We start from the raw sequence: 17,195 nt of genomic DNA on the forward strand, positions 1-17,195 counted from the left end.
TACCGCCTGGAAGAATGGTGACCGGGGGCCGGAGGCCGCCCCGCGGAGCGGGAGCGGCCACGTGACCCTCGTCGTCGCGGTCGGCCTGTGCACGGTCGACCTGGTGCAACGCGTGCCCGAGCTGCCCGCCCCCGGCGACAAGGTGCAGTCGGAGTCCGTCGAGGTCGCGGCGGGCGGCCCGGCGGCGAACGCGGCGGTCGCCATCGCCGCACTCGGCGGCCGGGCCCGCCTCACCACCGTGCTCGGCGCGCACCCGCTGGCCCGCCTCGCGGCCGACGACCTGTCGGCCTGCGGTGTGGAGCTGACCGACGCGCTACCCGACCGGACAGCACCGCCCGCGGTGAGCGCGGTGTCGGTGCGCGCACGCGACGGCGAACGCACCGTCGTGTCGCACAACGCGGCGGGCGTGTCCGCGCCACCGGTCACGGACCTGACGGACGCGGACGCCCTGCTGCTCGACGGCCACCACCCCGCGCTGGCGCTGGCCGCCGCCCGCGCCGCACGGGAGCGCGGCATCCCGGTGGTGCTGGACGCGGGCAGCTGGAAACCGGTGCTGACCGAGCTGCTCCCGTACGTGGACGTGTGCGCGTGCTCGGCCGCGTTCACCGCCGAGGTGCCGCTGGACAACCCGGTGGTGATCCGCACGCACGGCCCGGACCCGGTGACGTGGCAGGCGGACGGCGTGCGCGGCGAGGTGCCGGTGGCGCCGGTCGCCGCCCGCGACACGGCGGGCGCGGGTGACGTGTGGCACGGCGCGTGCGCGCTGGCGGTGGCCCGGCTCGGCCGCGTGCCGGGCGCCGAGGACGTGCCCGGGCTGGTGGAATACGCGAACCGCGCGGCCGCGGTACGGATCGGGCACGAGGGAGCGCGCGCATGGGTGACACCGATGTCGAAGTGGTGAGGCTCGCCGACCTGGTCGCGCGGGTGCGCGAGCTGCCGGGCCGCGTCATGGTCGGCATCTGCGGCGCGCCGGGCGCGGGCAAGTCGACGCTGGCGGAACGCCTCGTCGCGGCGCTGGGCGCGGAGGCCGTGCTGGTCGGCATGGACGGCTACCACCTGGCACAGGTCGAGCTGGAACGACTGGGCAGGACCGAGCGGAAGGGCGCCCCGGACACGTTCGACGCGGCCGGATACGTGCACCTGCTGCGCCGGATCCGCGACCGGACCGGTGAGACCGTGTACGCGCCGGAGTTCCGCCGGGAGATCGAGGAACCGATCGCGGGCGCGGTGCCGGTCCGCCCGGAGCACCGGTACGTCGTCACCGAGGGCAACTACCTGCTGCTGGACCAGGCGCCGTGGCACGAGGTCCGCGCACTGCTGACGGAGACGTGGTTCCTGTCCCCGGACGAGACGCTGCGGCGCGACCGGCTGATCGCCCGCCACCGGGCGTTCGGCCGCACCCTGGAGCAGGCCCGCGAGCGCACGCTGGGCTCCGACGAACGCAACGCCGTGCTGATCAACGCCACGCGGCGGTCCGCCGACCTGGTCCTGAACGCGGTCGAATGACCCCAGGGTGCGGCAGCCGGGGCGGCGGCCCCGCGGGCCAGTACTCGAAGTGCCACCACTCGTTGTCGTAGCGGCGGTACAGCCCGAACCGCCACCCGTGCGCCTCGAGCCACCGCGCGCCCTCGACCGGCCGCACGTCCATCGCGATGCCGACGACGTGCGGGGACTCCTCCGGCGGCAGCACCCGCCGCCGCGCGGCCGCCTCGGACCCGGTGCTCGCGACCTCCGCGACGAACATCCGCCACTGCTCGGCGGCGTTCCGGTGGCCGGACGTGAGGCCGATGAGCTGACGGTCCCGCCACAGCGCCTCGGTGCGCGCGGCGGTGAACGCGGCGTGGGCGGCGGGCACGAGACCGCGCAGGTCCTCGCGCGGGAAGCGGAGCCCGAGTGCCCACTGGGCGGCGGCGTGCCGTCCCCGCCGCCCGTGCCGCAGGCACGCGAACGGCAGCAGCAGGCGGGCGAGCACCATCGTGAGCCGGGCGAACAGGGCGTCTCGTCTCATGCCGACCACGGTGGCGACCGCACGTCGGCGCGCCGCGACGGGAATTCGATGAACGTGTAACAGTTCGCCCCCGGGGAGGCGCGCCACGCCGGGCGCTGCGATCGTGGAGGTCATGCCCCGGGTGCTGTTGATCGAGGACGACGCGGCCGTGCGTGACGGCCTGACGCTCGCGTTGACCAGGCAGGGCCACACCGTGCGCGCCGCGGCGACCGGCGAGTCGGGTCTGCCGCTGCTGTCCACCGCGGACGTGGTCGTGCTGGACCTGATGCTGCCCGGCATGGACGGCTTCGAGGTGTGCAGGCGCATCCGGGCCGCCGGCGAGCTGCCGATCATCATGCTGACCGCCCGCAGCGACGACATGGACGTGGTGGCGGGCCTGGAGGCGGGCGCGGACGACTACGTGGTCAAGCCCGTGCAGCCCCGCGTGCTGGAGGCGCGGATCCGCGCGGTGCTGCGGCGTGCCGGCGCGAGCCAGGCGGCGGACGTCGACCAGCACGGCGACCTCGCCGTCGACCGGTCGGCGCTCGTGGTCACCAAGGCGGGCGAGCCGGTGCGCCTGGCGCCGACCGAGCTGCGGTTGCTGCTGGAGCTGTCGTCGTCGCCGGGACGGGTGCTGAGCAGGCAGCAGCTGCTCGAATCGGTGTGGGACCACGGTTTCCTCGGCGACTCGCGGCTGGTCGACGCGTGCGTGCAGCGGCTGCGCGCCAAGATCGAGGACGACCCGGCGCACCCGAGGTACGTGCAGACCGTCCGCGGTTTCGGGTACCGGTTCGGCCCGCTGTGAGGCGCTGGTGGGGCCTGCGGGCGCGGCTGTTCGTCGCGTTCCTGACGCTGGTGGTGCTGACCGCCGCCGGCGTGGCCGGCGCCATGTACGTGCAGGCCAGGAACGAGATCCTCCAGCGGTCGCAGGACGCGGCGGTGTCGTCGATGCTGTCCGCCCTGCAGGCGCAGCTGCCGTTGCGCACCCTGCCGCCGACGGACGTGCAGCTCAGGTCGCTCGCCGGTGCCTTGTCGAACCGGACCGACACTGCCGCCGTCGAGTACGGCGACCGGTGGGTCGGTGACCTGCGGCCGCAGTGGGTGCCGCCCGGGCTGCGCAGAGCGGTCGACGGCGGGCGCGTGTCGTGGCAGCGCACCGAGCTGGGGGCCGGGCCGATGCTGGTCATCGGCACCAGGATCGGCGGCACGGAGCTGACGGTGTACTCGCTGAAGAGCCTCGCCCCGGAACAGGCGAGCATCGACGGCATGGCGGCCCGTGCATGGCTCGTCAGCCTCGGCGCCCTGGGCGCGGCGGTGCTCCTGGCGTTGCTGGCCGCCGAGGGCGTGCTCGGCCCGGTGCGTGAGCTGCGGCGCGCCGCGTGGCGGCTGGGCGCGGGTGACCTCACCGCGCGGACCACGGTCCGCGGCACGGACGAGCTGGCCGGCGTGTCCGCCACGTTCAACCACACCGCTCAGGCGCTGCAGCACCACGTCGGCGAGCTGCGGCGGATGGAGTCGGAGGCCCGCCGCTTCGTCGCGGACGTGTCCCACGAGCTGCGCACCCCGCTGGCGGCGATGACCGCGGTCACGGACGTGCTCGACGAGGAGGCGGAGACCTTGCCGCCCGACGCGGCGCAGGCGGCGCGGCTGGTCAGCCAGGAGACGAAGAACCTGACCAGGCTGGTGAACGACCTGATCGAGATCACGAGGTTCGACTCGGGCCGCGCGACCCTGGTGCTGGACGAGGTCGACGTGGCCGCGGCGATCACGTCGACGCTCGACACCCGCGGCTGGCTCACCCGGGTGGAGACGACGCTCCCCGACGGCGTCACGGCCCGCCTCGACGTGCGGCGGCTCGACGTCATCGTGGCGAACCTGGTGGGCAACGCCCTGACGCACGGCGCGGAGCCGGTGCGCGTCACCCTGACCGCGGACGACCAGTGGCTGACAATCCAGGTCACCGACGAGGGCCCCGGCCTGCCTCCCGCGGTGCTGCCGCACGTGTTCGACCGCTTCTACAAGGCGGACACCGCGCGGACCAGGTCGCCGGGCAGCGGCCTGGGGCTGGCCATCGCGAGGGAGAACGCCCACCTGCACGGCGGCACCCTGACCGCGGCCAACGCCGGCGGCGCGGTCTTCACCCTGACACTGCCGAGGGGCGGGACACGATGAAACGGTTGCTGCTACTGCTGTTGCTGGCACTCACCGCCTGCGGTGTCCGCCCGAGCGTCGCGATCGAAGGCGGCCCGGCGCCCACGGAGGAGGTGACGGAGCGGACGGTGCTGTACTTCCTGGCAGGCGCCACCCTGACCCGGGTGCTCCGCCCGCCCGTGCAGGAGAACCCGTTGGAGTTGCTGGCGAAAGGCCCGACGCCCGAGGAACTGGCGGAGGGCCTGACCACGGAGATCCCGCCGTACGCGTCCCCGATCACCGTGGCCGTCGGCGAAAACGGCATCACGGTCCGCATCTCGTCCCTGCTGAAGTACCTGTCCCCACTGGCACAGTCCCAGCTGGTCTGCACGGCGGTACCGCCAGGCCGGATCGCGACGGCCCAGGTCATCCTGTCCGACCCGGAGGAAACGCTGCCCCCGAAACGGTGCCCGTTCGAGGCTTGACGCCGGCCACGGAGCACCGAGCACGCCGCCGCCGGTCCTGGCCGTCGGCATCAACCGATCAGCTCGACCCGCGACCCGGTGCGCGACTTGTGCACCTTCAACCGCGTGGGGATGCGGTGCCGCAGTTCCTCCACATGCGACACCAGCCCGACGACCCGCCCACCGGCCCGCAACTCGTCGAGCGTGTCCATCACTTCGTCGAGGGTGTTGGCGTCGAGCAACCCGAATCCCTCGTCGACGAACAACGTGTCCAGCAGCGCCCCACCGGTCTCGGCGGCGACGACGTCGGCCAACCCGAGCGCCAACGCGAGCGAGGCGAGGAACGTCTCCCCACCGGAGAGCGTCTTGGCCGGCCGCGCCTGCCCGGAGTAGGCGTCGAGCACGTCCAGCCCCAGCCCACCCCGCATCCCCCGAGGCCCGGCGACATCGGTGTGTACGAACGAGAACCGCCCGTCGCTCATCCGCTGCAAACGGGCGGTCGCGGCGACCGCCACCTCTTCCAGCCGAGCCGCGAGCACGTACGCCCGAAGCGACATCTTCCGAGCGTTCTGCCCCCGCCCGTTGACGACGTCCGTCAGCTCCGACAATTCGGCGAACTCGGCAAGGGCGGGCCGCAACTCCTCCCAGGCACTCCGCAACCGCGAAGCCAGCTCGGCGATGTCGGCGACCCGCTGCCGAGCCCCCCGAGCCGCGGCGACAGCCGCCTCCATCTCCACCCGCGCGACGGAGTAGGCGTCGGCCGCCCCACCGACATCGACCCGAACCGAGGTGTCGACGTCGGCGAGCTCGGGCTCGTCGAGCACACGCCGAACCCCGGCTTCCCGAGCGGCGGCGTCCCGAAGCCGCCGCTCAAGCCCGTCGACGTCCACCCGCCCAGCGGCGAGCGCCGAGGAAACGTCGGCAAACCCGGCAACACCAAGCGCGTCCCGAACCGCGGCGAGCTGTTCACCGACCCGCCCCCGGGCAGCGCCCAGTTCGACGTGAGCGGACGCCAACTCCTCCAACCGCCCGGCCACACCGAGCAGGTGCAGCCGCCGAGCCCCCACGTCCCGAAACCCACCGCGAGCGGAAGCCAACCGCTCGGCGCGCTCACTCATCCGCTCCACCAGGGTGACCCGCTCGCGCGCGTACCCGGTCGTCTCTATCTCGGCCTCCCGCAACCGGTTGAGTACGTCGTCGGTCTCCGCCTCGAGCCGCTCCACACGATCCCGCAGCCCACGATGCTCACCGGCGAGCCGAACCGCGTGCTCGTGCGCCTCGACAGCAGCGCGCAGAGCTGCGCTCAGCTCATCGGCGTCCCGCCCCCGAAGCCGATCGAGCAGGGTGGCGAGCCCCTGCTCGGCAGCAGCCAACCGCCGCGCAGCTTCTTGCCGAACAGCGTCGGCCTCCTGCTCGACCCGAACCGCCTCCCGCTCATCATCGGCGGTCACGGAGCTGGCCACCCCCACAGCGGGAGTCGGATGCTCGACGGAACCACAAACAGGACAGTGCTCCCCATCAGCAAGCTCCCCGGCAAGCTCGGCAGCCATGCCAGCCAGCCGCCGCTCCCGAATGTCCAAGGTGGACTCCCGGGCAGCGAGGTGGGCTTCGACAGCAGCCTGAGCAGCCGCGGCCCGCTCACCAACCACCCGCCGAGCCACAGGCACCTGCTCCGCGTCCCGCACAAGCGCCGCCAACTCCTCCCGAGCGGCGACGAGCGCAGGCAGTTCCGCGACCGCTCGGGCGGCCTCGGCAAGCGCCTCCCGGACAGCGGCAAGCTCCGCGGGCAAAGCGGCCACCCGCTCCCCACTGGCGGTGACGACCTCGGCCGCCCGGCTCTCCAGCCACCGCAGCTCCTCGACCCGCTTCTGGTCAGCCCCTTGCTGCCGAGCCTCGTCGACGAGCCCCGCCAACAGCCCGGCAACCTCCCGCAAGGCCCCAGCCCACCACCGAACCCCGCTCGCCACGGAACCGCCGGACCCCAGCGAGTCGCCGTCAGAGGCCGCGCGGCCTCCGACGGCCGGGTTGCCAACGCCCGGCAGGCCAGGCGCGTGGAGGTCCGCGGCGTCGCCCGGGCGGCGTTCGGCATCCGGGTTGTTGATGCCCTCCACGCCGGGGGTGTCGAGGTTCGCGGCGTCGGCCGCGTGCCGTTCGGCGGCTGGGTTGCGAGCGCTCGGCGAGCCGAGCGTGTCGAGATCTGCGGTGTTGGCCGCGTGCCGTTCGGTGGCTGGGTTGCGTGCGCTCGGCGAGCCGAGCGTGTCGAGGTCCGCGGTGTTGGCCGCGTGCCGTTCGGTGGCTGGGTTGCGTGCGCTCGGCGAGCCGAGCGTGTCGAGGTCCGCGGTGTTGGCCGCGTGCCGTTCGGTGGCTGGGTTGCGTGCGCTCGGCGAGCCGAGCGTGTCGACGTCTGCGGTGTTGGCCGCGTGCCGTTCGGTGGCTGGGTTGCGTGCGCTCGGCGAGCCGAGCGTGTCGACGTCTGCGGTGTTGGCCGCGCGGCTTTCGGTCGCCGGGTTGCCAGCGCCGGGTAAGCCAAGCGTGTCGAGGTCCGCGGCCTCGGCAGCAGGGCCTTCGGCGGCCGGGCTGCCGATTTCCGCCACGCCGGGGGTGCCGAGGTTCGCGGCGTCGGCCGCGCGGCCTCCAGCGGCCGCGTTGCCAGCGCCCGGCAAGCCAAGCGCGTCGAGATCCGCGGCGTCGGTGGGCGGGCTTTCGGTGGCCGGGTTGCCAGCGCCTGGCAAGCCAAGCGTGTCGAGGACCGCGGCCTCGTCTCCGGGGTTGTAACCCGCGACCAGACGCCGCAGCTCCTCGGCAGTCGGCACCTCAGCGGTCAGCGCGGCGACCCGCTTCTCAGCCGCACGGGCAAGTGCCTCCACCCGCGCCAGCTCGCGATGAGCCGTCACCACCGGTGCCGCTCGTCGGGCTGCCGCCAGCTCCTCGGCCCATGACGCCCGCGTCTCGGCCTCCGCCGCCAACGCGGTCAGCTCCGCCTCCGCCGCGGCCTTGCGCCGCACCCGCTCGGCCAGTTCCCGCCGGGCGAGCAGCTCCGCCTCGGCCCGGTCGCGCGCGACCGCCGCGGCCAGCTCACGGGCGACGGTCTCCTCGGCGTCCGCCTCAGCCGCGGCGACCAGCGACGAGAGCCATGCCTCGTCCGCCGCGTCGTCCTCGGGCGGCTCGGTGCCGACCACCTGCGCCAGCCGCGCGACCAGCTGCACACAGTGCAGCCGTCCCGCGTCCAGCGCGCGATGGCGTTCGGCCCGCCGCTCCCGGAACCACTGCTCGACCAACGCGAAATGCTGCGTGCCGAACAGCTTCTCCAGCAGCTTCTCCCGCTCGGCCGTCTCCGCGCACAGGAACCGCGCGAACTCACCCTGCGGCAGCAGCACCACCTGGAAGAACTGGTCCTTGCTCATTCCGAGCAGCCGCTCGATGGTCCGGCCGACCTCGTCGATCCGGGTCAGCCCATCGGGAGCGTGCCCCTTCGGTGCGGCACCGACCCAGGTCAGCGACGCCTTCGCGTGTTGTTTTGTGGTGCCCTCACCTCGTTTCTTGGCACGCAGGTACTCCGGACTCCGCACGAGCCGCAACCGGTGCCCGCGCAGACTCAGCTCGAGCCGCACCTCGGTGACCACGTCCGGTTCCGCGTAGTCGCACCGCAACCGCTTCGCCTGGTCGCGCACTCCGGGCACGGCGCCGAACAAGGCGAACGCCACCGCGTCCAGCAACGTCGTCTTGCCCGCGCCCGTGTCGCCGTGCAGCAGGAACAGCCCGTCCGAGCCGAGCCGGTCGAAGTCCACCACCTCACGACCGGCATACGGCCCGAACGCGGTCAGCTCCAGCCGATGCAGCCTCACCGGTCTCCGCTCGCGTCGGCGGCGAGCGGGTGCCTGCCGGGGGACGGCGCCGCGCATGCTCGGCGCCGCCCGCCGGTGGCCAGCGGTAAGCAGGGTTCGATCATGCGGCCTCCCTGCTCCCGCGCTGCCGCGCGAGTTCCGCGCGCTCGTCGTTCGCCACCGCCGCGAAAGCCTCACGCAGGAGTGCGCGCTCGCTCTCGGTGGGCTCCGCGCCCCGGCAGTCGGTGACAAAGTCGCACGCCACGTCGTGGTCGGACCGGTCTCGCACGGTCGTGGCGTAGCGCAGTGGGGTGGCGAGCGACCCGCTGACCGGTCGCCAGTCCACGTGCACGGCGTGGGGGAACCGCTTCTGCAGGCGGCGCAACGCGTCCGTCGGCCGCACCCGGTCGGTCAGCTCCACCGACAGGTAGCAGTCCACGAGCCGCTCGTGTTCGTCAGCGGTGAGCAGCTCGTCGAGGTTTCCTGTGACCGTGGCGAGGGCGCGCGGGACCGGCAGGTCCCGCCGCTCGACCCCGGCGAGCCCACCCGCGTCCAGGTCCACCAGCCACACGGCTTTGCGGTGCCGTGCTTCGGAGAACGAGTACGCCAGAGGGCTGCCGGAGTAACGCAGGTGCTCGGCCAGCCGCTGGGGCCCGTGGAGGTGGCCGAGCGCCACATAGTCGACGCCGTCGAATACCGCGCCCGGTACCTGCTCGACGCCGCCGACGGAGATCGTCCGTTCCGACGCGCTCGGGGCGCCGCCGGTGACGAACGCGTGGGCGAGCACGATGGACCGCACACCAGCGCCGCGTGAGACGAGATCGGCGCGCACCCGCCGCATCGCCTCCGTCAGCACACCGGCATGCCCAGCCGCATCCATGCCCAGCGAGTGCCGCGCGGGCTCCGGCTCCAGGTAGGGGATCCCGTACAAGGCAACGGGTCCATGCCTGTCCTCCAGCACCACCGGCCGGTCGAGTTCGGCCACCCGGGTACGCAGGTGCAGCCCGCCTGCCGCGGCGAACTCCGCGAACGCACCGAGCCGAGGTGCCGAATCATGGTTCCCCGGCGTGATCACCAGCCGCGCGCCGGCCTGACGGATCCGGTCGAGCACCCGGGTGCAGACCGACACCGCCTCACCGGACGGCACCGCGCGGTCGTAGAGATCGCCGGACACCACGACGACATCGACCCGCTCGTCGGCGACCAGGTCCGCGAGCCCGCTGAGCACGGACTCCTGGTCGGCGAGCAGATCCCGGCCGTGGAACATCCGTCCCACGTGCCAGTCGGAGGTGTGCAGCACTCGCATGGGGGCAAAGTTAGGCGGAGGCACCGACAAAAACCGGGAGGCGCGCCACTCGAACGAGTGAAGCTCCCAGGAAAATCATCAGAAAATTCGTTCGTAGGCCGCGCGGAACCAGCGATGCCGGCCTGGTTCCGGGTCGTCCTCGGCGAACTCGACCTCCCGCAGACCCGCCCGTTCGAACGCCGCCAGATCCTTCCGGCTGACCGGCCAGGGCCGCGCGTCGACGGGCTCGTCGTCCGCCCTGCCCGCGCAGCGGACGAACAGCGCACCGCCCGGTGCGACCGTGTCCGCGATGGCCCGCACGGTCCGGTCGCGGAGGGCGGGCGAGATCGACTGGATCGTGTTCACCTCGACGACGATGTCGTACCGGCGCGCCCAATCTCCCGGCAGTGCCAGCAGATCAGCGACCTGGTAGTGCACGGAGGACGTGGGGAAGCGGCGGCGGCACCAGCTGATCGCGGTCTCGGACAGGTCGAACGCGGTGACCGCGCAACCGCGCCCGGCGAGTTCCTCCGCGTCGTCGCCGAGCCCGCACGCGATCACCAGCGCGCGGCTGCCGGGCGTGATCACGCGGCGGTCCAGCCACGCCACGAGCAGCGGGTTCGGGCCGAGCCGCGCCCACGGGACCCGATCCAGATCACCACCCACCGAGGCGTACAGATCCTCGAACGAGTCGGTGCTCCAGTCCGCCACGACGGCTCCTCCCGAAAATTGTCGGTGGTCTGGTTCATGATGCATTCCACTCGACCGAGCCCAGGAAAGGGGACGTCAGTGGAAGCGGTGTTCGGCACCGTCGCATTCGTGTTGTTGCTCCTCCTCGTCGGTGGGGCGGCGCTGTTCCGGCGGCTGTACAACGACAGCCAGCGCAGGCTGGACGACGCCGTGCAGGCCGTGCGCGAGGAGCGCGACCGGACCGACGCGCACGCCGCTGCCTTACGTCGCTACGAGGTGATGTTCGCGTCGATCAGCGGGCGCGGTGAGCTCGGCGAGCAGGTGCTCGTGGAGACCGCGCGGTCGCTTGGTCTGCGGGAGGGCCTGCACTTCACCCTGCAGACCGACGTGGCGGGCGGCGGATCCGTGCGGCCGGACATGCTGCTGTCGGTCGGCGACGGCAGGCTCGTGCCGGTCGACGCGAAGATGACGATCGCCTGCTGGCTGGAGGCGGTCGAGACCGACGACCCGGAGGAGCGCGCGGACGCGTTGCGGGTGCACGTGCGCAACATCCGGTCCAGGGCGACGGAACTGGCGGGCAAGGGCTACCAGCGGTGGGCGGACGCGATCTACGGCACGATCATGTTCGTCCCCTCGGACGCGGCCGTGGTCGCGGCGCTGGACACCGACCCCGACCTGTTGCGGTGGCTGCTGGACCGGCGGGTGTTCGTGTGCGGGCCGACGGGTTTCGCGGTGATCGCGTCGGCGGCGATGCTCGCGGCGAGCGAACGGGTGCTGGCCGCCGACATCGACGCGTTGCGCGGGCAGGCGCTCGCCGCGCACCGGGCGGCCGAGAACGCGGTCGACGCGGTGAACGTGTCGAGCACGCACCTGCAGCGGTTCGTGCAGGCGCGGCGGCGTGAGCTGGACGCGCTGAACCAGTTCACGGCCGCGGTCGCGCCGCTCACGGAGGCCGCCGCCAGTCCGGCGCCGCTCCCGGCGGTGCGCCGAGCCGACGAGGTGGTCACCAACGCCTCGCCTACCGCCCGTGACGCGCTGCCGGGTGAGCAGTACGACGAATTGTCCGATGTGGAGGTGCCGTTGGACCGTTGACCACCCACAACTCAATATGGCGCTGCTCGCGGGCACCGGCAGCGGACAGTGATCGACTGTGTCCCGGTTCACATCATGGTGTGGCTTCGGGAGTGCCGTTTTCAGAACGCTGGCCGGAGTTGTTGCCGGTTCCACTAACGTGTGCGCCGTGACCGCGACCCGCGATCGCAGGAGCGATCCTGAAGTAGACGCCGAACCGGCGTGGGACGACCGTCCCATCATCGGGCAGTTCCGTGGACTGCCCTGGTGGGCCGCAGTCCTGCTGGCGTTCGGCCTGACGGCGATCGCCGCGTTCGTCGACATGCAGCGGCAGGACTCGCTGGGACGCATCTACCAGGGCGCCTTCGTCCTGGGTTGTGTCGGCGCGATCTGTCTCGTGCGCAGGAGGAGCCTGTTCGGCCCGATGGTGCAGCCGCCGCTGGTCTTCGCGATCACGTCGGTGAGCGCGGTCGCGCTGCTGGGCCCGAAGACGGGCGGTGGCGGGCTGAAGTCGCTGCTCCTCTCGGTGGCGTGGCCGCTGACGAGCAACTTCCCGACGATGGGGATCACGACCGCGGTGGTTGTCCTGATCGGGTTGTTCCGGTGGTGGCGGGAACGCGACCCCGACCCGGACGTGCGGCCGAACAAGCCGCCGAAGCAGCGCGGGGCCGACATCGGTCTCGACGACGAGCCCGGGCAGGGCATCGGCGGACGCGGTCGCGAGCGGACGGGCAAGGAACGTGCCGCGGCGCCGGCACGTCGCGGCCGGCCGGAGATGGAAGAGCTGCCGCCGCTCGACGACCGGGCCGCACGTCGCGGGCCGGGTCGTGGATCGCGTCCGTCGCGGGAGCCTGCGGCGGGCCGGGACAGTGACCGTGACGCCGGCCGGGAGAGCGGTCGGGACGCGCGCCGTCGCGACGCTGCCGCCGGGCGCGCGGAGCGCGGGCGGGGTGAGCCCTCCGACACGCCTGGGCGGGCGCGCGGTCGTGGCGCCGACCCGACGCCGCGCCGCCGTGAGCCGGGTGCCGAGGGCGGCCGGTCCCGCGACGAGCGTGGTCGCCGGGACGCGGGCCGGGACGGTGGCCGCGAGGGTCGTGGCGGGACGCCGCGTCAGCCGCGCCGCCGCCCGCCGGAGAGCACGCGCTGACACGGCACCACGTCCGTGATGCCGTGGCCGTGGCGGTTGCCTAGCGGACGCTGCCCTGGAGGTCGTTGTCCTTCAAGGCCTTGCGCAGCTCGCGCGGAAGTGCGAACGCGACCTTCTCGTTGGCGGTCGTGACCTCCTGGACCTCGCCGTAGCCGCGGTCCGCGAGCCACGACAGCAGGTCCATGACGAGGATGTCCGGCACCGACGCGCCGCTCGTGACACCCACGGTCTCGACGCCGTCGAGCCAGGCCTCGTCGACCTCGCGTGCGTAGTCGACCAGGTACGACGCCTTCGCGCCCGCCTGCAGCGCCACCTCGACGAGCCGCTTCGAGTTCGACGAGTTCTGCGAGCCGACCACGATCACCAGGTCGCACTCCGCGGCCATCGCCTTGACGGCGACCTGGCGGTTCTGGGTGGCGTAGCAGATGTCGTCGCTCGGCGGGTCCTGCAGCTCGGGGAAGCGCTCCTTGAGCTGGTTGACGCGCACCATCGTCTCGTCGACGGACAGCGTGGTCTGCGACAGCCACACGACCTTCGACGGATCGCGGACGGTGACCTTCGCGGCGTCCTCCGCGGTGTCGACGAGTTGGACGTGCTCGGGTGCCTCGCCCGCCGTGCCCTCGACCTCCTCGTGACCCTCGTGGCCGATGAGGAGGATGTCGTAGTCGTCGCGGGCGAAGCGCTTGGCCTCCTGGTGGACCTTCGTCACCAGCGGGCACGTCGCGTCGATCGTGCGCAGCTGCCGGGACGCGGCCTGCTCGTGGACCGCGGGCGACACGCCGTGCGCGGAGAACACCACGAGCGCGCCCTCCGGCACTTCGTCCGCCTCGTCGACGAAGATGGCGCCGCGTTCGCTCAGGGTCTCGACCACGTGCTTGTTGTGGACGATCTCCTTGCGCACGTAGACCGGCGCGCCGTAGGTCTCGAGCGCCTTCTCGACGGTCACGACGGCGCGGTCGACACCGGCGCAGTACCCGCGCGGCTTGGCCAGCAGAACTCGCTTGGTCATGCCACCCAGCGTACGGACCGGACACCTGTGTAGGCAGATCGGCTGGACTGGTGCAGGCTAGACACATGAAGTCACTACCGCTCCCCGTCCGGGTTGCGGCCGGCCTCGCCGTCATGGCCGTGGAACAGGCCCGCACGCTGCCCGCCAAGATCGCCGGACTGCCGGTCACCGTGGCGAGCCAGGCCCTGCAGGTCTCCATGCGCGTGCAGCAGCAGATCACCGAGCTGGCGATACGTGGTGACGAGGTGCTGGCGGGCCTCCGCCCGGTCGAGGAGACGCCGGAGTGGGCGACCTTCGACGAGGACGTGGAGGACGACCGCTTCGACTTCAGCAAGCCGGCGCCGTTCGAGTCCGCGTTCGACCGGGTCGAGGCCGAGGACGAGGAAGAACGGCGTAACGGTCACCACAGCACGAGCGCCGAGACGTTCGCCACATCCGACCCGTGGTCGCAGGAAGAGCAGGCCCTCGCGGAGGAGACCGAGGCGCACGACGACCCCGCCGACGGCCTCGACAGCCCGGCCGACGGCCTCGACGACCGAGTCGACGGCCGCCTCGACGACAGCCTCGCCGAGGGTCGCTCGTTGCCCGAGGCCGCGGGCTACGACGAGCTGTCGCTGCCGCAGCTGCGTGCCCGTCTCCGCCAGTTCACCGCCGACGAGCTGGCCGAGCTGCTCGACTACGAACGCGCGCACGGCAACCGGCCGTCGTTCGTCGGCATGCTGACCCGGCGCATCGCCACCGTGCGCGACCAGACGTGAGCGAACCCGCAACCAGTCCGGAGAAGCCGTGGCCGGTGCGGACCGTCGCGCGCAAGGTCGCCGACTGGATCAACCGCCTTGGGGACGTGTGGGTCGAGGGCCAGGTCACGCAGATCTCCAACCGGCCGGGCACCGGCACCGCGTTCCTGACGCTGCGGGACCCGGCCGCGGACGTGTCGATGACCGTCACCTGCCCGACCGGCATGCTGCGCGCGCACGAACCGCCGCTGACGGACGGCGCACGCGTGATCCTGCACGCGCGGCCCGCGTTCTTCATCGGGCGCGGCACCTTGTCGCTGCGGGCCGACGAGATCCGCGCGGTCGGCATCGGCCAGTTGCTCGCGCGGATCGAGCGGCTGCGGAAGCTGCTGCACGCGGAGGGCCTGTTCGACCCGCGCCGGAAGCGCAGACCACCGTTCCTGCCGAACACCGTCGGGCTGATCACCGGCCGGGCGTCGGCGGCCGAGCACGACGTGATGGTCAACGCCCGCGCCCGGTGGCCCGCCGTCCGGTTTCGGGTGGAGAACGTCGCCACGCAGGGCGCGTTCGCGGTGCCGCAGATCGTCGACGCGCTCGGCGCGCTCGACCGGGACAAGGACGTCGACGTCATCGTGATCGCCCGCGGCGGCGGCAGCGTCGAGGACCTCCTGCCGTTCTCCGACGAGACGCTGCTGCGCGCGGTGTCCGCCTGCCGCACGCCGGTGCTGAGCGCGATCGGGCACGAACAGGACACGCCGCTGCTCGACCACGTCGCCGACGTCCGGTGCTCGACGCCGACCGACGCAGGCAAGCGGGTCGTGCCGGACATCGCCGAGGAGACCGCGCGGGTGCGCCAACTGCGTGACCGTGCGCGCCGCGCGTTGCACGGATGGGTGGATCGCGAGCGCCACCGGCTGGACGCGCTGCGCAGCAGGCCTGTCCTGGCCGATCCGTTCACGCCGCTGGAACAGCGGAGTGCGCAGGTCAGCATGCTCGTGGAGCGATCACGCCGGGCGATGACCGCGCTCGTGTCATCCGAACGGGCGTCCCTGGACCACACCAGGGCGCGCTTGACGACGCTGGGACCAGCCGCCACGCTTGCCCGCGGGTACGCGGTCGTGCAGTGGGTGGACGAGGAAGGAAACCCGCGAGTGCTCCGCTCGACGGCAGAGGCGCCGGATGGGACCCGGCTCCGGGTCCGCGTTGCCGACGGCGCGGTGCACGCGATCGCGTCCGACTGGGGTGACGCGAGCGGAGGTGGCGGTGCCGAGACTGGATCGTGAACCGACGTTCCTGCCGTTGACCATCGAGACCACCAACGCGGTCGCCCGTGCCATGGCCACCGAACCCGCGCTGCGTGCTCCCGCCGACGTCGTGTCCCGCCGGGCGAAGGAGGCCGACGCCGCGGCCGCCGAGTGCTGGGCGGCTCTGCTCGCCGGCTGCGACGCGCCGGGCTGCCGGACGCTGCCGGTACGGTTGCGCGCGTTGTCCGAGGCGACGTCCGACTACACGGGCATGCGCTGGTGGCTGGGCCGCGGCTCGCAGCACCGCCACCGCGTGGGCGCCGCCCTGGAACGCATCGAGGAGGCGGTCGCCGAACGCGACGGCGCCGACTTCGCGGAGGCGTTCGTCGGATACGACCAGGCGGTGGCCGCCGCGCTGGTGAACGCCCACAGCCGATTGGAGACCCACGCCCAGTGAGCGACGACCCGACCCTCGATTACGAGGCCGCCCGCGACGAGCTGGCGGAGGTGGTGGCCAAGCTCGAAGCGGGCGGCCTGTCCCTGGAGGAGTCGCTGGCGCTGTGGGAACGCGGCGAGGCCCTGGCGAAGCTCTGCGACCGCCACCTGGCGGGCGCGAAGGAACGCATCGAGTCGGCTCTGGCGGCCGCGGACTCGGACAACGCCGCGAACTGAGCGCGCACCGGCCGAGTTGTCCACAGCCCCACCGGTTGTCCACAGGTAAGATCGACAACCCCCGGACTGTCACCCACCCCTGGTAGACTGGCACGGCGGGACGCCCCCGGGATCGGGTGGGGGCTGGGCAACGCGCGCGCGAGCGGGTCAGCGGCCCGTGAAGGTCGCCGGGCGTTTGGTCACGAACGCGTCCACCGCTTCGCGGTGGTCGGCCGTCGCGCCGAGCAGGGACTGGCCCTCGTTCTCCTTGGCAAGCGCGGCTTCCAGGTCGGCGCCCGCGGCCGTCAGCAGGGCTTCCTTGATCTTCCCGAAACCCGTCGTCGGGCCCGCCGCCATGCGGGACGCCAGCTCCTGCGCCGTGGCCAGGGCGTCGTCCGCCACCTCGGTCACCATGCCGATCTCCAGCGCGCGCTCCGCCGTCACCGGCTTCGCCAGCAGCATCAGCTCCATCGCGCGGCCGTAGCCGATGAGGCGCGGCAGCGTCCACGACGCGCCCGAGTCCGCGGTCAGGCCGATGGTCGCGAACGCCATCAGGAACTTCGCGCCCGGCGCGGCGATCCGCAGGTCGCACGCGTAGGCGAACGACGCGCCCGCGCCGGCCGCCATGCCGTTCACCGCGGCGATGACCGGCTTGGCCATCGTCGTCAGGGTGCGCACGATCGGGTTGTAGTGCTCCTCGACCGTGCGGAACGGGGCCGGGTCGTCCGACTGCAGCGCCGCGACGTGCTCCTTCAGGTCCTGACCTGCGCAGAACGCCTTGCCCGCCCCGGTCAGCACCACCGCCCGGACCGCCGGATCGGCCGCGGCGTCGGCGAGACCGTCGCGCAGCGCCTCCTTCAGCTCCACCGTCAGCGAGTTGTACGCCTCCGGGCGGTTGAGGGTGAACGTGCGAACCCCCTCGCGGTCGTCGACCAGCAGCGACGTCAAAACATCCT

17 protein-coding genes are annotated in these 17,195 nt (G+C 72.7%); 11 read left to right on the plus strand and 6 right to left on the minus strand.

All coding sequences use genetic code 11. From position 1 onward, the window contains the following. The first annotated feature begins 61 nt into the window (after nucleotides 1-61). Nucleotides 62-901 carry a PfkB family carbohydrate kinase gene (locus ACYQ77_RS02415; protein ID WP_459706927.1) on the plus strand — a complete coding sequence of 280 codons (840 nt, stop codon included), beginning with the start codon at nucleotides 62-64 and terminating at the stop codon, nucleotides 899-901. After that, nucleotides 874-1,506 carry a nucleoside/nucleotide kinase family protein gene (locus ACYQ77_RS02420; RefSeq protein WP_459706929.1) on the plus strand — a complete coding sequence of 211 codons (633 nt, stop codon included), beginning with the start codon at nucleotides 874-876 and terminating at the stop codon, nucleotides 1,504-1,506. The genes ACYQ77_RS02415 and ACYQ77_RS02420 overlap by 28 nt, the downstream gene beginning before the upstream one ends. Here the strand turns inward: ACYQ77_RS02420 and ACYQ77_RS02425 are convergent. Beyond that, nucleotides 1,457-2,008, minus strand: a complete 552-nt coding sequence (locus tag ACYQ77_RS02425) for a M15 family metallopeptidase domain-containing protein (RefSeq protein WP_459706931.1) — start codon at nucleotides 2,006-2,008, stop codon at nucleotides 1,457-1,459. The genes ACYQ77_RS02420 and ACYQ77_RS02425 overlap by 50 nt on opposite strands. A 112-nt stretch (nucleotides 2,009-2,120) precedes the next feature. Here ACYQ77_RS02425 and ACYQ77_RS02430 point away from each other — a divergent pair, with 112 nt between their 5' ends. Genes ACYQ77_RS02430 through ACYQ77_RS02440 form a run of 3 tightly spaced genes read left to right on the plus strand, consistent with a single transcriptional unit; the run spans nucleotide 2,121 to nucleotide 4,602 of the window. Beyond that, nucleotides 2,121-2,792: a response regulator gene (locus tag ACYQ77_RS02430; RefSeq protein WP_459706933.1), complete on the plus strand. Its 672-nt coding sequence runs from the start codon at nucleotides 2,121-2,123 to the stop codon at nucleotides 2,790-2,792. Next, nucleotides 2,789-4,159: an ATP-binding protein gene (locus ACYQ77_RS02435; protein WP_459706935.1), complete on the plus strand. Its 1,371-nt coding sequence runs from the start codon at nucleotides 2,789-2,791 to the stop codon at nucleotides 4,157-4,159. The genes ACYQ77_RS02430 and ACYQ77_RS02435 overlap by 4 nt, the downstream gene beginning before the upstream one ends. After that, nucleotides 4,156-4,602 (plus strand): hypothetical protein, encoded by a 447-nt coding sequence (locus tag ACYQ77_RS02440; RefSeq protein ID WP_459706937.1) that lies wholly within the window; start codon nucleotides 4,156-4,158, stop codon nucleotides 4,600-4,602. Before ACYQ77_RS02435 ends, ACYQ77_RS02440 begins: the two co-directional genes overlap by 4 nt. Nucleotides 4,603-4,652: 50 nt before the next feature. On the opposite strand, the gene ACYQ77_RS02445 is transcribed toward ACYQ77_RS02440, so the two are convergent. From ACYQ77_RS02445 to ACYQ77_RS02455, 3 genes are all read right to left on the minus strand, one after another. Continuing rightward, nucleotides 4,653-8,426, minus strand: coding sequence for an AAA family ATPase (locus tag ACYQ77_RS02445; protein WP_459706939.1), 3,774 nt, complete (start codon nucleotides 8,424-8,426; stop codon nucleotides 4,653-4,655). A gap of 100 nt (nucleotides 8,427-8,526) precedes the next feature. Beyond that, a complete protein-coding gene (locus tag ACYQ77_RS02450) occupies nucleotides 8,527-9,711 on the minus strand; it encodes an exonuclease SbcCD subunit D (protein ID WP_459706941.1) in 1,185 nt (394 codons plus the stop codon). Nucleotides 9,712-9,789: 78 nt separating this feature from the next. Next, nucleotides 9,790-10,401, minus strand: coding sequence for a class I SAM-dependent methyltransferase (locus ACYQ77_RS02455; RefSeq protein WP_459706943.1), 612 nt, complete (start codon nucleotides 10,399-10,401; stop codon nucleotides 9,790-9,792). A gap of 39 nt (nucleotides 10,402-10,440) precedes the next feature. On the opposite strand from ACYQ77_RS02455, the gene ACYQ77_RS02460 reads away from it, so the two are divergent. Both ACYQ77_RS02460 and ACYQ77_RS02465 read left to right on the plus strand, forming a co-directional pair. After that, nucleotides 10,441-11,472: a DNA recombination protein RmuC gene (locus ACYQ77_RS02460; RefSeq protein ID WP_459708116.1), complete on the plus strand. Its 1,032-nt coding sequence runs from the start codon at nucleotides 10,441-10,443 to the stop codon at nucleotides 11,470-11,472. Nucleotides 11,473-11,620: 148 nt separating this feature from the next. Continuing rightward, a complete protein-coding gene (locus ACYQ77_RS02465) occupies nucleotides 11,621-12,598 on the plus strand; it encodes a DUF6542 domain-containing protein (RefSeq protein WP_459706944.1) in 978 nt (325 codons plus the stop codon). 40 nt (nucleotides 12,599-12,638) lie between these two features. Here the strand turns inward: ACYQ77_RS02465 and ACYQ77_RS02470 are convergent, their stop codons facing one another. Continuing rightward, on the minus strand, nucleotides 12,639-13,607 hold the full coding sequence (locus ACYQ77_RS02470) for a 4-hydroxy-3-methylbut-2-enyl diphosphate reductase (RefSeq protein WP_459706946.1): 969 nt from the start codon (nucleotides 13,605-13,607) through the stop codon (nucleotides 12,639-12,641). A gap of 65 nt (nucleotides 13,608-13,672) precedes the next feature. Between ACYQ77_RS02470 and ACYQ77_RS02475 the strand changes: the two genes are divergently transcribed. From ACYQ77_RS02475 to ACYQ77_RS02490, 4 genes are read left to right on the plus strand one after another with little or no spacing between them, the layout of a single operon-like run. Then, on the plus strand, nucleotides 13,673-14,365 hold the full coding sequence (locus ACYQ77_RS02475) for a lipid droplet-associated protein (protein ID WP_459706948.1): 693 nt from the start codon (nucleotides 13,673-13,675) through the stop codon (nucleotides 14,363-14,365). Next, nucleotides 14,362-15,627, plus strand: a complete 1,266-nt coding sequence (gene xseA / locus ACYQ77_RS02480) for an exodeoxyribonuclease VII large subunit (RefSeq protein WP_459706950.1) — start codon at nucleotides 14,362-14,364, stop codon at nucleotides 15,625-15,627. Before ACYQ77_RS02475 ends, xseA begins: the two co-directional genes overlap by 4 nt. Then, the gene (locus ACYQ77_RS02485) at nucleotides 15,608-16,045 is read left to right on the plus strand and encodes a sugar ABC transporter substrate-binding protein (protein WP_459706951.1); all 438 of its coding nucleotides are present in this window, start codon (nucleotides 15,608-15,610) and stop codon (nucleotides 16,043-16,045) included. The genes xseA and ACYQ77_RS02485 overlap by 20 nt, the downstream gene beginning before the upstream one ends. Further along, nucleotides 16,042-16,260, plus strand: coding sequence for an exodeoxyribonuclease VII small subunit (locus tag ACYQ77_RS02490; protein ID WP_459706953.1), 219 nt, complete (start codon nucleotides 16,042-16,044; stop codon nucleotides 16,258-16,260). Before ACYQ77_RS02485 ends, ACYQ77_RS02490 begins: the two co-directional genes overlap by 4 nt. A 147-nt stretch (nucleotides 16,261-16,407) precedes the next feature. On the opposite strand, the gene ACYQ77_RS02495 is transcribed toward ACYQ77_RS02490, so the two are convergent. Further along, nucleotides 16,408-17,187, minus strand: coding sequence for an enoyl-CoA hydratase-related protein (locus tag ACYQ77_RS02495; RefSeq protein ID WP_459706955.1), 780 nt, complete (start codon nucleotides 17,185-17,187; stop codon nucleotides 16,408-16,410). Nucleotides 17,188-17,195 lie beyond the last annotated feature (8 nt).

The sequence above is a fragment of the Actinophytocola sp. KF-1 genome (genome assembly GCF_054661535.1).